Here is a 14,597-nt window from a genome sequence, read left to right as displayed (position 1 = left end):
CCGGGCACGCGTCATACGGACGAGCGCCAAGCCTTTGATGTCGGATAGAGCCTATATAGAAGCTTGGGGCCGGAAGGGAAGGGGGTATCTCAGAAACCCGCCGGCCAGTGCGGCACGAGCGCCAGACGCGCCGCGCCGGTGACGAGGCAGAGGGCGAGGAGGGCGAGGCCCGCCCGCCGCACGCGGGAGATGGGGAGCGGCTCCCCCGCCAGCAAGGCCGTCGCCATCGCGATCGCCGTGATCGGCCAGTGGTGATAGCGGAAATCGGCGGCGACGCTGACGACGAGGAAGCTCGCCATCTGCACGAGGGCGGAGGCCGCAAGCGCCAGCGCGAGGTCGCGGCGGGGGGAGCGGGGCAGGGCCGCGCCCATCCACAGCAGCGACAGGCCGAGCGCCGCCCAGGCGATGGGCCAGCCGAGCGGGCTCGCCGCGAAGATCGACTGCACCTTGAAGCTGATCGCCGCCGCCCGGCTCTCGCCGAGGCCGAGGCCCCAGGGATTGGGCGTCGAGCGCTTCTGGGAGGCGGCACGGGGCTCCTGCCGGGCGGTCAGGAAGCGGAGCGTGGTGTTGAAATGGGCGAGGCGATGCTCGGCATAGGCGATCGGGTGGCGGGCGATCAGCGCCAGCCAGTCGGCGGTCAGCGGGCGGTCGCGGATCGCGGCCCAGATCGGTGGGCAGGTGGCGGGCATGTCATAGCTGTCCCACGCATAGGGCGTGTAGCAGCCGCGCCGTTCCGCCTCCGCCCACATCGCCGGCGGGATGCCGGGGATCGTCGCAAGTCCCGCGAAATGGGCGATGCCCGCCATGTCGTAGAGCTGGGCCGAGCGCTCGGCATGGGCGGGCCGGGCGTCGAACAGGCGATGGTTGATCGCCGGCGCCAGCAGCGCGACGAGCAGCGCCAGTCCGCCGGCCAGCATCGCCGGGCGGGCCGCCTGACGCCCCCGGCGCTCTCCGATCGCGAGCCCGGCGGCCAGCGGAAGGGTGCTGAACAGCGCGTTCTGCCGGAGCAGCGTCGCATAGAGCAGCAGCAGCGCCGCACCGGCCACGGCGGCCGGCGGCATCGGCCGGCCGCGCAGCCGATAGTGGCCGACCACGCCCGTCGCGGCGACCAGCGCGGCGGTGAGCTGCGTGTCCTTCAGCACTTCGGCCATCCAGCCGGATACCGGCGGCAGCACGCCGACAAGCAGCAGCAGCGCCGCCGACCGGCGCCGCCCCGCGCGCGCCTGCGCCACCGCGAGCAGGCCGAGGCCGAGCCACAGCAGCAGCGTCTGGAGCAGATAGAGCGAGCCCAATCCGGGCAGGCCGAGGCCCGCCAGCCCCTGCCACAGCCGGATCAGCACGGGCGGATGCCAGTCGCTGACCGCATGGGCCATCCACTCGCCATAAGCGAAGACGATGTCGTAGCTCGCGATGCCCGGATAGAAGAGCGCGAGCTGCGCCAGCCCGAGCAACGCCGCCGCGACGGCGAACGGCCGGCCGGCGCGAGGATGGAAGGCGGAGGGCGGCTGGTCGATCATGACGCGCCCTCCAGAGCAGCCGCGCCGGACGAGCGCAAGCGTCCCTTAACCGGGGACGAGCGTCGCCCCGGTGCGTATCGGGGGGAGGGTGGCCGGCCATTCCGCCGTGCCGGGGGTCACCCGCTCCCACAGGGCGAAATCGTCCGCATAGAGCGTGCGCAGCCGCGCGAGCTGGCGGGCCGAGAGCGGCAGGTCCATCGGCCGGCTGCGGTTGAGGCAGGGCAGCACGCGATTCGGGAAGCCGGGCACGAGCCGGGGCAGATCGGGCAGATCGTCGAGCGTCAGCAACTGGTCGACCGCGATCCGGCCCCTGGCGTCGGTGACGTACCAGCTCTGCGGGCGGTAGATGTGATCGACCGCATAGGGGCTGCGCGCCTGCTCGACATGGTCCAGCGCCTCGTCGACCGAGCGGAAGCCGCGATAGAGCGCGCGGAAATTCTCCGCCACCTGGTTGATCGCGCTGCCGCCCGCAAGGCCGTAGCGATAGGCGGAAAGGAAGCGCGCCGCCGGATCGCGCAGCACCGCGAAGCTCGGCAGGCGGGCGAGGCGGCCGCCTTCCATCCGCCGGCCGAGCCGGATCGAGAGATGCTTCACCTGCGTGCCGTAGAGCGCCTGGCTGATCGACATGCCGGCCGCCTTGGGGATGTGGATGAAGAGCAGCCCGGCCGCCTCGATCCGGTCGATCCGGTCGCGCCGCCCGCGTCCGGCGGGGAGGGGCAGGCCGAGATCGCAGGCGCGCTCGTGAATGTCGCTGACCAGCCTGACGCCGAAAAGGCGACAGGCCATCCCACGCCGAGCGCCAAGGCGCGGCTCGCTTGTTGTCGGACCCATGAGGCGGTGATGAACGCGCCGCCTTGCCTCAATGTTTCGTCATGTTGCGGCCATGTTGGGCCGGCGTGCGGTGCTGCAACGAAAGCCGGAAGGCGGGAACGAAACGCCCGGTATCCCGCCGGACGGCGCATGTTTCAGGCCGGACGCAAAAAAGGGCGACCCGTTGCCGGGCCGCCCTTCTTTTCGCTTCGAACCCGGCCGCAGCCGGGCGAATCCTGTGCGCCGAAGCGCGTCGGATTACTTGAGCTCGACGGTCGCGCCGGCTTCCTCGAGCTGCTTCTTGATCTTCTCGGCTTCGTCCTTCGACGCGCCTTCCTTGACCGCCTTCGGGGCACCCTCGACGAGCGCCTTGGCTTCGGTCAGGCCGAGACCGGTGATCGCGCGGATCTCCTTGATGACGTTGATCTTCTTGCCACCGTCGCCGGTGAGGATCACGTCGAACTCGGTCTTCTCTTCAGCGGCGGCGGCGCCGGCGCCACCAGCGGCCGGAGCGGCAACCGCAACGGCGGCGGCGGCCGAGACGCCCCACTTCTCTTCGAGCAGCTTCGAGAGCTCAGCGGCCTCGAGAACGGTCAGAGCGGACAGGTCGTCGACGATCTTCTGCAGGTCAGCCATGTGTATTCTCCATGTGCGGGGCGCTTCGGCCCCAAAACGTTTTCATTCGGTCGAAAGAAAAGCCTCGGCCTGAGGAAATCAGGCCGCGTCCTTCTCCGCATAGGCGTTGAACACGCGGGCCAACTGGCCAGCGGGCGCCTGAACGATCTGGACGACCTTGGTCGCGGGAGCCTGGATGAGGCCCACGATCTTGGCGCGCAGCGCGTCCAGCGAAGGCAGCTCGGCGAGCGCCTTCACGCCATTCACGTCGAGGACGGTGTCCCCCATCGCGCCGCCGACAATTTCGAGCTTGTCGGTGGTCTTCGCGAATTCGACGACGGCCTTGGCGGCCGCCACCGGATCGGCGGAGGTCGAAAGCGCGGTCGGACCCGTCAGCAGGTTGCTGATGGTGGTGTACGACGTGCCTTCGGCAGCGATACGGGCGAGGCGGTTCTTGGCAACCTTGTAGCTCGCGCCAGCTTCACGCATCTTCACGCGGAGCGCAGTGGACTGCGCGACGGTGAGGCCGAGATTGCGGGTGACAACCACCACGCCGCTCTCGGAGAAAGTGCGGTTCAGCTCGGCGACCAGCTCGGACTTCTGAGTGCGATCCATGCCAATCTCCACATCGTATGCCGGCTTGCGAACGTGCAAACCGGCCGTTGAGCCATGAAGCCGATACGCCGCTTCACAGCCCGTCCGGGGGGATTGTCATCTGTGTCGCGCTCGGTCCTGAGAGGCACGGGGCCCCGAAAGACGTCGCACTGGGCAGACCCGGGAAGCCATCGCTGGCCGACCCGGCAAAACTCTTCCCCGCCTATACAGCCGCATTAAGGGGCAGGCCCCAGCTGTAGTCTCGGACGGTACAACGGCCCCGTTCCGAGGAGCGGAGCCGATTCGGGTGTGGCCTATAGCGGGGAAAGGCAACCGCGTCACGCTTGAAAGGTGTGGAAAGGTATAATTCATCGTCATCCCGGCGGAGGCCGGGATCCATTCGCGCAGCGCTCAATGATCTGGCGGAGCGGGAATGGATCCTGACCTTCGTCAGGATGACGAAAGATGCCCAAACGAAAACGCGCCCCGCGAGATGTCTCGCGGGGCGCGCTTGCGGTATCCGTCTCCCCGCGCGGAACGCGGGGAGGAAGGATCAGGCGGCCACCTCGGCGGTGTCGACCTTGATGCCGGCGCCCATCGTGGACGAGACAGCGATCTTCTTGACATACTTGCCCTTGGCGCCGGCCGGCTTGGCCTTCACCAGCGCGTCCAGCAGCGCGTCGAAGTTCGCGCGCAGGTCTTCCGCCGGGAACGACGCCTTGCCGATGCCCGAGTGGATGATGCCGGCCTTCTCGACGCGGTATTCGATCTGGCCGCCCTTGGCGGCCTTCACGGCTTCACCGACGTTCATGGTCACGGTGCCGAGCTTCGGGTTCGGCATCATGCCCTTCGGACCGAGGATCTTGCCGAGACGGCCGACCAGACCCATCAGGTCCGGCGTGGCGATGCAGCGATCGAAATCGATCGTGCCGCCCTGGACCAGCTCCAGCAGGTCTTCGGCGCCCACGACGTCCGCACCGGCCGCCTTGGCTTCCTCGGCCTTCGGGCCGCGGGCGAACACGCCGACGCGCACGGTCTTGCCGGTGCCCTTCGGCAGCGTCACGACGCCGCGGACCATCTGGTCGGCATGGCGCGGATCGACGCCGAGGTTGACGGCGACTTCGATCGTCTCGTCGAACTTCGCGGTGGCGTTCGCCTTGGCGAGCGCGATCGCGTCGTTCACGCCGTACAGCTTCTCGGCGTCAACGGCGGTGGCGAGGGTCTTCGCCTTCTTGGTCAGCTTGGCCATGGTCTCAGCCCTCCACCACTTCGAGGCCCATCGCGCGGGCCGAGCCTTCGATCGTCTTGGTCGCGGCTTCGATGTCCGCGGCGTTCAGATCCTTCATCTTGACCTGAGCGATCTCGGCGAGCTGCGAGCGCTTGATCTTGCCCGCGACTTCCTTGCCCGGATTCTTCGAGCCCGACTTCAGGCCGACGGCCTTCTTGATGAGGAACGAGGCCGGCGGCGTCTTCGTGATGAACGAGAAGCTGCGATCCGCATAGACGGTGATGATCGTCGGGATCGGCATACCCTTCTCAAGGTCGTTCGTCGCGGCGTTGAACGCCTTGCAGAACTCCATGATGTTCACGCCGCGCTGGCCCAGCGCCGGGCCGATCGGCGGCGAGGGATTGGCGGCGCCGGCGGCGACCTGCAACTTGATATAACCCGTAATCTTCTTCGCCATTGTGTCCTCCTAATGGCTTAGCGGTGTTGACGGCCCCGAGGAGCCTCCCGCGGACTTTCCCGGCTCGCACCGGAAACCTGTTCCGTCATGCTGACGGAAGTCAGCATCCAGAGCGTCATGCGACGGCGCTTGCGGCTCTGGATCCCGGATCAGATCCGGGGTGACGCTGTAACTTTACTTGACGCGCTCGACCTGCTCGAACTCCAGCTCGACCGGGGTGGCGCGGCCGAAGATCGACACCGACACCTTCACGCGGGCGCGATCGAAATCCAGCTCTTCGACGACGCCGTTGAACGAGGCGAACGGGCCGTCCAGCACCTTCACCTGATCGCCGATGTCGAAATCGACCTTGAGCTTCTGCTTCGGCGCCTGCGTCGCGGCCTCTTCCTTGGTGGAGAGGATGCGGTTCGCCTCGGCGTCGCTGATCGGCTGCGGCTTGCCCGACGAGCCGAGGAAGCCCGTCACCTTCGGCGTGTTGCGCACGAGGTGGTAGACGTCGTCGTTCATGTTGAGCTTCGCCAGCACATAGCCGGGGAAGAACTTGCGATCCGACGTCACCTTCTTGCCGCGGCGAACCTCGGTGACCTTCTCGGTCGGCACCTCGACGGCCTCGACGAGCTGCTCGAGGCCCAGCCGGGTGGCGTCGGCGAGGATCGCCTCCTTCACCTTGTTCTCGAAACCCGAATAGGCGTGGATGATGTACCAGCGCGACATGCCGTTAATTCCTTACGCGACCAGCTTGAGCAGAAGCTGTGCGAGCGTGTTGAAGAGCTGATCCACCCCGAGGAAGAAAATCGCGAGCAGGCTCGTCATGACGAGCACCATCACGGCGGTCATCATCGTTTCCTTGCGGGTGGGCCAGGTGACCTTCGCGGTCTCGGTACGCACCTGCTGGATGAACTCGGGCACGGAACGGATCATTCCGCCGATCCCGCCGCCATTCTCCGTCGTCCTCGCCACGCGATCAAACCTTCCCAACGATGGCGGCCCCCGCGATGCACGGGCTTCCATCAACGACACAAGAGGCCGCAGGCGCCGTATCCCCTGACAGGGGCGGCGGCGCCCTGGCCTCGCTCTAACACCTGCCTTCCGACCCTGTCCGCCATCCGAGGAATGGCAGGAGTGGAGGGATTCGAACCCCCGGCCCTCGGTTTTGGAGACCGATGCTCTACCAGCTGAGCTACACTCCTACGGGTCGGGAGCGGAAGGCGTCTGTAGCGAGGGGCGGCGGGGTGCGCAAGGCATCAATGCATACGCGCGATACGTTCTTCCGGCGCCACCCGCGCCAGCTCCGCCGCCGCGCGCGGATCGACCGGCTGGCCGACCAGCCAGCCCTGCACCAGCCGGCATCCGAGCGCCCGCATCCGTTCATATTCGCCGCGCGTTTCCGCCCCTTCCGCGATCGTCGCCATGCCGAGCGAATCCGCCATGGCGACGATCGAGCGGACGATGGCGATGCTCTCGGCGGCATTGCCGGTCGCGCCGCGCACGAAGCTGCGGTCGATCTTCACGGTCGAGAAGCGGCCCTTGCGCAGATAGCCGAGCGAGGAGCGGCCGGTGCCGAAATCGTCGAGCGCGATCCTGACGCCGATGGCGAGCAGCCGGTCCACCACATCGGTGATGCCGCCATCGTGGACGAACACCTCTTCCGCGATCTCCAGCTCAAGCCGGTTGGGGGTGAGCCCGGAATGGGAGAGGGCGGAGACGATCGTCGCCGGCAGTTGCGGATCGCGGAGCTGGGCCGGCGCCATGTTGACGCTGACGCGGACATGCTCGGGCCAGGTCGCGGCGTCGCGGCAGGCGGAGTGCATCACCCAATCCCCGATGCGGCCGATCAGGCGCGCTTCCTCGGCGATGGGGATGAAGATATCGGGCGAGACATTGCCCAGCTCCGGGTGATTCCAGCGCAGGAAGGCCTCGAACCCGGCGAGGCTGCCCTGTGCCGCCTCGACGATCGGCTGGTAGACGAGGCGCAGCTCGCCCCGCTCCAGCGCGTCGCGCAGCGCCACCTCGATGCAGCGGCGCTTCTCGGCCTCGGCATGGAGCTGCGGCTCGTAGCGGCGGTGGACGCCGCGCCCGTCGTCCTTGGCGCGATAGAGCGCGAGGTCGGCGTTGCGCAGCAGCATCTCCACCGCGCGGCCGTCGCGCGGCGCCGTCGCCGAGCCGACGCTGCCGCCGATGTGGAGGACATGGTCGTCGATCTCGAACGGCGCGCTCAGCCCCTCGACGATGGCCTTGGCGAGGCGATCCACGCGATCGCGATCGGAGGCGTCGCCGATCACCACCGCGAACTCGTCGCCGCCGAGGCGGCCGCAGCGCTCCTCGGGGCGGAGCAGTGCGGTGAGGCGCCTGGCCACCTCGACCAGCAGCTTGTCGCCCACCGGATGGCCCAGCGTGTCGTTGATCTGCTTGAAGCGATCGAGGTCGATCAGCATCAGCGTCGAGCGGTGGCCCTCATGATGCCCGTCGCGCAGCGCGCGGCCGAGCGCCTCGATCACATGGGCGCGGTTGGCGAGGCCGGTGAGCGCGTCGTAGCGGGCCATGCGGTCGATCCGCTCGGCCGAGCGATGCCGCTCCGTCACGTCGGTGCCGACGCCCCAGAAGCCCACCAGGGTTCCCCGCTCGTCGCGCCGGGGGGCGGCCGAGAGCGACCACCAGCGGGGATCGCCGCCCACCGAGATCGGCACGATCAGATCGCGGAAGCTCTCGCGCAGGCGCAGCTTGTCGGCGAGCGTGCGGATGCCGGGCGCGATGTCGCCGCTGTCCCACCCGTCGCCGGCGAGGAGGGCGAGGAGGGCCTGTCCCTCCAGCGCGCTGCGCGGCCGTCCGAACAGGCGCGCGAGGCGGGGGGAGACGTCGACGAGGCATTTGTTGGCGTCGGTGCGCCACAGCCAGTCCGCGCCCGAATCCTCGAATTCGCGGAGCAGCAGGCTGATGACGTCCTCCTTGCCGCCCAGCGCCTGCTCGGCGGTGATCCGGTCGATCAGCATCCGCGTCGTGGCGATGAAGCTCGCGGTCATGGCGATGGCGAACAGGCCGCAGACGATCGCCAGCCCCGTCCAGCCGATGGCGATCATCGCGCTGGTCGATGCCGCGCCGACGACCGGGATGAAGCCGAGCCCGCCCCCCGGCGACGGGGCCATCAGCGTGATCGCCCCCGCCATCAACGCGCCGCCGGTCGCGAGCAGGGTGATCGAGGCGAGGCTGCCGGAGGAGCCGGTGAACAGCGCCATCGCCACCGCCCAGCAGATGCCGAGCGCCAGGCCGCCCAGCACGTCGGGATCGCGCCACGGCGCGGTCGCCGGGCGGTTCCGCCGCGTGCCCAGCGCGACCAGCGCCACGATGCCGACGATCGCGGCGAGCCAGGGGGCGAGGATCGTCCAGCCCAGCGCCTCCGCCCGGAACGAGGCGACGGCCGCCGCCGCGCCGAGCTGCACCAGCAGCCAGAAGGGCCGCCGCACCTGCATGGCCGCCGCACGGGACGCGGCGAGCGCGGCATAGGCGTCGCCATGCCCGGCCGAAAGGCCCAGCGTGTAGGACCAGGACGGATTGATCCGCTCTGACGGAGAGGGGCGCAGACTTGTCACCGCCAGAGGATTAGGCGGCATATCTTACTGCGCGGTAAGCGGACCGGCGATTTTCCGGGAAAACCGTGCCGTGCGGCCGGCAACCCCGCAAGGAGCCGCCGGCCGGCATCGATCAGGCCGCGATGTCGTAGGGCTGGATTTCGCCCGACAGATAGAGGGTACGCGCCTTGGCGCGGCTGAGCTTGCCCGAGCTGGTGCGCGGCAGGGTGCGCGGCGGCACCAGCTCGACGACGCAGTTCATGCCGGTGATCGCGCGCACCTTCTCGCGAATTTCGTCGCGCAGGCGGGCGCGCTCGGCCTGATCCGAAGTACGGCACTGGACGAGCACGGCCGGGGTCTCCTCACCGCCCGGCGTGGTGATCGCGAAGGCGGCGATGTCGCCCGCCTTGAAGCCCGGAAGCTGCTCGACCGCCCACTCGATGTCCTGCGGCCAGTGGTTGCGGCCGTTGACGATGATCATGTCCTTGGCGCGGCCGACGATGTAGATGTAGCCGTTCGACATGTAGCCCATGTCGCCGGTGTCCAGCCAACCGTCCTTCATGCAGGCCTCGGTCGCTTCCTCGTCGCGGAAATAGCCGACCATCACCGAGCCGCCCGCGCACCACACCTTGCCGATCGCCTTTTCGGGCAGCAGCGTGCCGTCTTCCTCGCGGATCTCGATCTTCATGCCGCGCACCGGCTTGCCGCAGTTGACGATCGCGCGATAGCGCTGCGGCCGGTGGGCCGAGACGTCGCCGCCCGAAAGCTGCGTCTCCTCGACCAGCTCGACGACGATGCCTTCGCCCGGCGGCATGATCGACACGGCGAGCGTCGCCTCGGCGAGGCCGTAGCTCGGCGTGAAGGCGCGCGCGTCGAAGCCCGCCGGCGCGAAGGCGTCGACGAAGGACTGCATCACGTCCGGGCGGATCATGTCCGCGCCGTTGCCCGCCAGCCGCCAGCGCGACAGGTCGAACCGGCCCGCCACGTCCGACTGCGAGCCGATGCGGCGCGCGCAGATGTCGTAGCCGAAGGTCGGCGAATAGGAGAGCGAGGTGCCCTCGTTGCGGCTGATGAGATCGAGCCACGCCAGCGGACGGCGGGCGAAATCCTCGGTCTTCAGATAGTCGACCGACACCTGGTTGGCGATCGGCGACAGGAAGCAGCCGACCAGCCCCATGTCATGATACCAGGGCAGCCACGAGATGCAGCGGTCGCTCTCCTGGAGGTCCATGCCGTGGCCATGGGCGGCCAGATTGTCGAGAAGCTGGCGATGCGTGATCGCGACGCCGTGCGGGAAGCGGGTCGAGCCGCTCGAATATTGCAGATAGGCGATGTCGTCGGCGGCGGCCTGCGGCAACGGGCCGGCGGGCGCGCGGCGCGCGATGAAATCTTCGTAGGTGAGGCCCTCGACCCCGCCGGCCTCGGCGGCGGCGTGCGCCATCGACGCCAGCTCCGACGGGTAGAACAGCATCTTCGGGTCCGAGCTTTTGAGCTGCACCGAAAGCTGGTCGATATAGGATTCGCGGCCGCCGAAGCTCGTCGGCAGCGGCAGCGGCACCGGCCAGGCGCCGGCATAGACCGCGCCGAAGAACAGCGCGGCGAAATGCGCGCCCGTCTGCGCCACCAGCGCGATCCGCTCGCCGGGGCGGATGCCCGCGGCAACGAGGCGATGCGCGTTCGCCAGCGCTTCCTCACGCAGGCGCGCATAAGGATAAGGCTCGGTCAGGGCGCCGCGCGCGTCGTGGAAGTTCAGCCCGCGCGAGCCCGAAGCGGCATAGTCCAGCGCCTCGCCCAACGTGGCGAAGTCCCCCATGCGTCGTGGCAATGCGTCCCCGGTCGCAGTCGGCGCAAGAACGGCGTCCGTCGCCTGTCCCGAGTTCGCCATCGTCTCGCGATACGCAGTGCTGGCAGTGCTCTCAACCTGTCGACGCACCGACGGCATCTCCTCAAATACTCCAACCGAGCCTGTTAGACGCAACCGGCCCATGATCCAATCCCGTATCGTTACAAGGCGATCAGCGTTCAAATTCCGGCCCGACTGTGGCACAATCGTGGCGAGTGACATTTCGAAGACCGCCCAGCACCCGTCCGCCGCTCGATTCAGACGGCCTTGAACGCCTCGCGCTGGCCTATGTCAGCCGCTTTGCGACAAGCCGCGCGCGGTTGCGTGATTATCTGTGCCGCAAGCTCGATGAGCGGGGCTGGGCGGGCGGAGAAGGCGAAAACGGCGCGGAGGCGGCCGCGACATTGGTCGAACGCTTCGCGGGGCTCGGCTATGTCGACGACCGGACGCTGGCCGAGGCGCGGGCGCGTTCGCTGGCGCGCAAGGGCTATGGCGCGCGCAGGCTGGCCGGTGCGCTCACGGCGCTGGGCATCGCCGGCGAAGATGCCGAAACCGCCCGGCGACAGGCGGAAGACGGGGCGTGGGAAGCGGCGCTCCGTTTCGCCGAGCGCCGCCATATCGGCCCCTTCGCGCCATCGGTGCCGGACGATGCGGCGCGGCGGCGCGCCTTCGCCGCCATGATGCGCGCGGGGCACTCGTTCGACTGCACGAAACGAATATTGGAAAGTGCGCCGGGCGACGTACCAACGTGGGACGACTGACCCACCCCGGAAGGCGATCCCTCTAGATTTACAATCGATTCCGCTAATAATCGTGCTAAGGTAACGCGTAGGGGGATTGTTGGTCATGCAAGAGGGCATCCGCGCGTTTGATGAGGGAAGTGACGGCACCGTTGCTGGCGGAGGTTCGTTACATGCGTTGTCATCTGTCGACCCCGCCACTTCGCATTGCACGAGCGCAGAGATGACCGCGTTTCATACGGATTCAGACGAAGACGCCTCCGAAGTCGAGGTGAGCGGCGCGATCAAATGGTTCGACGCCACACGGGGTTTCGGTTTCCTGGTGGGGGACAATGGCGAGGGCGATGTCCTCGTGCATTTTTCCGTGCTCCGTCCGTTCGGCCGCCGCAGCCTGCCCGAAGGTGCCCGCGCGGTATGCCTGGCCGTTCATCGCGAGCGGGGGCTTCAGGCGCGTTCGCTGGTGAGCTTCGATCTCTCCACCGCGACCGGGCCGGATCTCGAGACGGCGGCGCGGCGCGCGGCGACGCATGTCGATCCGGTGCCGCTGATCGAGACGGCGGGGCTGCCCGAGCCGGTGCGCGTGAAGTGGTTCAACCGGCTCAAGGGCTATGGCTTCCTGATGCGGGACGGCGACCAGACCGATATCTTCGTGCATATGGAGACGGTCCGCCGCGCGGGGCTGGCCGATCTGGTGCCCGAACAGCCGTTCCGCGCCCGTATCGCCGCCGGGGCCAAGGGGCCGCTCGCGGTGCTGCTGCTGCCGCCCGAAGACTGAGCCCGGCGCGGCCTTCGTCGTCGCTATCCTTTTTCCTCCCGTTCCCAATGGCGTCGTCGATTCGGCGGGGCGAGGGCGCGTGCCGGTGGAATGCGGCTGGCGGGAAGGCCCTGAAACGGCATCGGGACGGGAATCGTGAAGCCGCCGCTTGCCGCCGCCGGGAGGCCGCGCTAAGCGCTCCGTCATGGGCCTTCTGAAGAGCATCTTCACCTGGTGGGACGGCGCAGGCGTCAGCACCAATCTGTTCACCCGCCGCAAGGGCGCCCGCATGGGCTCCGACGCGCTTGGTAACGTCTATTACCAGGGCGGCACGGACGTGCATGGCAACCCGCGCCGCTGGGTGATCTATTCCGGTTCGAACGACGCGAGCCGCGTGCCGCCGGAATGGCATGGCTGGCTGCACGGCACGCTGGCCGACACGCCGGACAAGGCTCTGCCCCCGGCGCGTGCGTGGCAGGGCGCTCCGCAGGCCAATCTGACCGGCACGCGCGAGGCCTATCGCCCCGCCGGCGCGCTGGAAGCGGGCGGCAAGCGCGCCGCCGCGACCGGCGACTATGAGGCGTGGAGCCCGAACTGAGCCATGCGTAACCTGATGAAGGAGCACGGCGCCGAGGCGCTGATCGGTCTGTTCGTGGTCCTCGTCGCGGTGTGGTTCGCCTACACGTCCTGGCAGCGCACCGGCGGCGGGCGGGTATCCCACGCCATGCAGGTGACGGCCCTGTTCCCGAGCGCGAGCGGCGTCAGCGTCGGCACCGACGTGCGCGTCGCCGGCCTCAAGATCGGGCAGGTCTCCTCGCTGCATCTCGATCCCAAGACCTATCAGGCGGAAGCCACGCTGGCGCTCGATCCCAGCGTGAAGCTGCCGGCGGACAGCAGCGCGGCGATCACCTCCGAGGGCTTTCTCGGCGCCTATTACATCTCGATGATCCCCGGCGGCGATTCGACCCCGCTCAAGAATGGGGACACGATCCTCGACACGCAGGGCGCGGTGGACCTGATGAGCATGGTGGGCCAGTTCATCAACCGCTCGGGCAGCGACGGCGCCGCCAAGAGCGACACGCCCGCGTCGAACATGGCCGCGCCCGCGGCCCAGCCGTGACCCGCCGCTTCGCCACCGCGGTCGCGGTCCTGCTGCTCGGCGGGGTCGCGGCCTGGCAGGGTGTGGAGGCGCTCCAGGAAACCGAATCGCAGAAGCCGGCGCTGCCGCTCGGCAACGCCAGCGACACGAGCGACGACACGCCGGCAGCCGACGCCGCGCCCGCCGCCAAGGCGCGCAAGGCCGCGCCGGCCGGCGACAATGAGCCGCTGAGCCGCGACGAGACGCCGATGGCGGAGCGCGTCGCGGTGATCGGCCTGCTCAACAAGCGCAACGGCGTCGAGCGCGACCTGACGATGAAGCCCGGCGAGGCGCTGCGTATCGGCGACGTGGTGATCCGCCTGCGCGCCTGCGAGACGACCGCGCCATGGGAGGCTGAGCCGCTGACCGGCGCCTTCGTGCAGGTCGATACGCAGGGCAATGACAAGCGCTGGCGGCGGATCTTCTCGGGCTGGCTCTACAAGGAATCGCCGTCGCTCAACGTCGTCGAGCACCCGATCTACGATGTGTGGCCCAAGAGCTGCGCGATGAAGCACCCGGAGATCGGCGCCGACACGGTGCTGGCCTCGTCGGTCGGCAGCGGCGCGCCGCGCTCGATCGCGAAGAAGTCGCCGGAGGATTCGGGCGGTGCGGCCGAGCCCCCCGCCGATGCGACCCCGGCGCCCAGCGCCGCGTCCAACAGCGCGCGATAATCCGCCCGGCCGATCTCGATCGCGCCCAGCGTGGCGAGGTGATCGGTGATGAACTGGCAGTCGAGCAGGCGATAGCCGCCGACGCGCAGCCGCGCGACCAGATGCGCCAGCGCCACCTTGGAAGCATCGGTCGCGCGGCTGAACATGCTCTCGCCGAAATAGGCGCGGCCGAGCGTCACGCCATAAAGGCCGCCGATGAGATCGCCGCCGACGTCGCCATGGCGCCAGACCTCGATCGAATGGGCGTGGCCGTGGCGGTGGAGCAGGCCATAGGCCTCCTCGATCTGGCCGTTGATCCAGGTTTCCGGCCGATCCGCGGTCGCCCGCGCGCAGGCGGCGACGACGCGCTCGAACGCCATGTCCGCCGTCACGGCGAAACGATCCGACCGCAGCGTCTTGCGCAGCGAGTGGGAGAGGTGGAAGCCGTCCAGTGGCAGGATGCCGCGCTTCTTGGGTTCGACCCAGAAGATGTCGGCGGCATCGCGGCTGTCCGCCATCGGGAAGACGCCGACGGAATAGGCGCGCAACAGCAGATCGGGGTCGATCGGCTCGGCGGCCGCCCTGCGCCCACGCCCCAGCATCAGCCCGGCCGCCGCCGGAGGCGGTGACGAAGGCGGATATTCGGGGCCTGAATCGTCATGGCCCCTTCTTTATCCCCGTCTGC

At 68.7% G+C, this 14,597-nt stretch carries 15 protein-coding genes, 1 tRNA gene and 1 pseudogene; 5 read left to right on the top strand and 12 right to left on the bottom strand.

The genetic code is table 11. The annotated features are described in order from the left end of the window. Positions 1–89 precede the first annotated feature (89 nt). The 11 genes from FHS98_RS05695 to FHS98_RS05645 form a co-directional block, all read right to left on the bottom strand. Positions 90–1,517, bottom strand: coding sequence for a hypothetical protein (locus tag FHS98_RS05695; RefSeq protein WP_167101321.1), 1,428 nt, complete (start codon positions 1,515–1,517; stop codon positions 90–92). A 45-nt stretch (positions 1,518–1,562) separates the two neighbouring features. Continuing rightward, complete coding sequence (locus FHS98_RS05690) at positions 1,563–2,303, bottom strand: sulfotransferase family protein (protein WP_208402026.1); 741 nt, start codon at positions 2,301–2,303, stop codon at positions 1,563–1,565. A 282-nt stretch (positions 2,304–2,585) separates the two neighbouring features. Next, on the bottom strand, positions 2,586–2,963 hold the full coding sequence (rplL, locus tag FHS98_RS05685; RefSeq protein WP_167101319.1) for a 50S ribosomal protein L7/L12: 378 nt from the start codon (positions 2,961–2,963) through the stop codon (positions 2,586–2,588). Positions 2,964–3,041: 78 nt separating this feature from the next. After that, entirely contained in the window at positions 3,042–3,557 is a 516-nt protein-coding gene (gene rplJ / locus FHS98_RS05680; RefSeq protein ID WP_167101316.1) for a 50S ribosomal protein L10, read from the bottom strand. Positions 3,558–4,089: 532 nt separating this feature from the next. Beyond that, on the bottom strand, positions 4,090–4,785 hold the full coding sequence (rplA, locus tag FHS98_RS05675) for a 50S ribosomal protein L1 (RefSeq protein ID WP_167101313.1): 696 nt from the start codon (positions 4,783–4,785) through the stop codon (positions 4,090–4,092). Between the two features lie 4 nt (positions 4,786–4,789). Then, the gene (gene rplK / locus FHS98_RS05670; protein WP_167101310.1) at positions 4,790–5,221 is read right to left on the bottom strand and encodes a 50S ribosomal protein L11; all 432 of its coding nucleotides are present in this window, start codon (positions 5,219–5,221) and stop codon (positions 4,790–4,792) included. A 174-nt stretch (positions 5,222–5,395) separates the two neighbouring features. Beyond that, positions 5,396–5,935 (bottom strand): transcription termination/antitermination protein NusG, encoded by a 540-nt coding sequence (nusG, locus tag FHS98_RS05665; RefSeq protein ID WP_167101307.1) that lies wholly within the window; start codon positions 5,933–5,935, stop codon positions 5,396–5,398. A gap of 12 nt (positions 5,936–5,947) precedes the next feature. Beyond that, a complete protein-coding gene (gene secE, locus FHS98_RS05660; protein ID WP_167101304.1) occupies positions 5,948–6,181 on the bottom strand; it encodes a preprotein translocase subunit SecE in 234 nt (77 codons plus the stop codon). 154 nt (positions 6,182–6,335) lie between these two features. Continuing rightward, positions 6,336–6,411 (bottom strand) — tRNA-Trp (locus FHS98_RS05655). A gap of 54 nt (positions 6,412–6,465) precedes the next feature. After that, on the bottom strand, positions 6,466–8,808 hold the full coding sequence (locus FHS98_RS05650; protein WP_167101301.1) for an EAL domain-containing protein: 2,343 nt from the start codon (positions 8,806–8,808) through the stop codon (positions 6,466–6,468). Positions 8,809–8,920: 112 nt separating this feature from the next. Next, a complete protein-coding gene (locus FHS98_RS05645; protein ID WP_167101754.1) occupies positions 8,921–10,672 on the bottom strand; it encodes a fatty acyl-AMP ligase in 1,752 nt (583 codons plus the stop codon). A gap of 173 nt (positions 10,673–10,845) precedes the next feature. On the opposite strand from FHS98_RS05645, the gene FHS98_RS05640 reads away from it, so the two are divergent. From FHS98_RS05640 to FHS98_RS18760, 5 genes and pseudogenes are all read left to right on the top strand, one after another. After that, a complete protein-coding gene (locus tag FHS98_RS05640) occupies positions 10,846–11,391 on the top strand; it encodes a RecX family transcriptional regulator (protein WP_167101298.1) in 546 nt (181 codons plus the stop codon). Positions 11,392–11,593: 202 nt separating this feature from the next. Further along, complete coding sequence (locus tag FHS98_RS05635) at positions 11,594–12,145, top strand: cold-shock protein (protein WP_167101295.1); 552 nt, start codon at positions 11,594–11,596, stop codon at positions 12,143–12,145. Between the two features lie 184 nt (positions 12,146–12,329). Beyond that, complete coding sequence (locus FHS98_RS05630) at positions 12,330–12,722, top strand: NADH:ubiquinone oxidoreductase subunit NDUFA12 (RefSeq protein ID WP_167101292.1); 393 nt, start codon at positions 12,330–12,332, stop codon at positions 12,720–12,722. 3 nt (positions 12,723–12,725) lie between these two features. Beyond that, a complete protein-coding gene (mlaD, locus tag FHS98_RS05625) occupies positions 12,726–13,244 on the top strand; it encodes an outer membrane lipid asymmetry maintenance protein MlaD (protein WP_167101289.1) in 519 nt (172 codons plus the stop codon). Positions 13,245–13,471: 227 nt separating this feature from the next. After that, positions 13,472–13,705 (top strand): annotated as a pseudogene (locus FHS98_RS18760) (DUF2155 domain-containing protein); the annotation flags it as partial. A gap of 35 nt (positions 13,706–13,740) precedes the next feature. Here FHS98_RS18760 and aat read toward each other — a convergent pair. Beyond that, a complete protein-coding gene (gene aat / locus FHS98_RS05615) occupies positions 13,741–14,514 on the bottom strand; it encodes a leucyl/phenylalanyl-tRNA--protein transferase (RefSeq protein ID WP_167101286.1) in 774 nt (257 codons plus the stop codon). Between the last annotated feature and the right edge of the window lie 83 nt (positions 14,515–14,597).

This window comes from Sphingomonas oligoaromativorans (genome assembly GCF_011762195.1).
Lineage (GTDB): Bacteria > Pseudomonadota > Alphaproteobacteria > Sphingomonadales > Sphingomonadaceae > Solisphingomonas > Solisphingomonas oligoaromativorans.
This window is presented reverse-complemented; position numbering and strand designations above follow the sequence as displayed.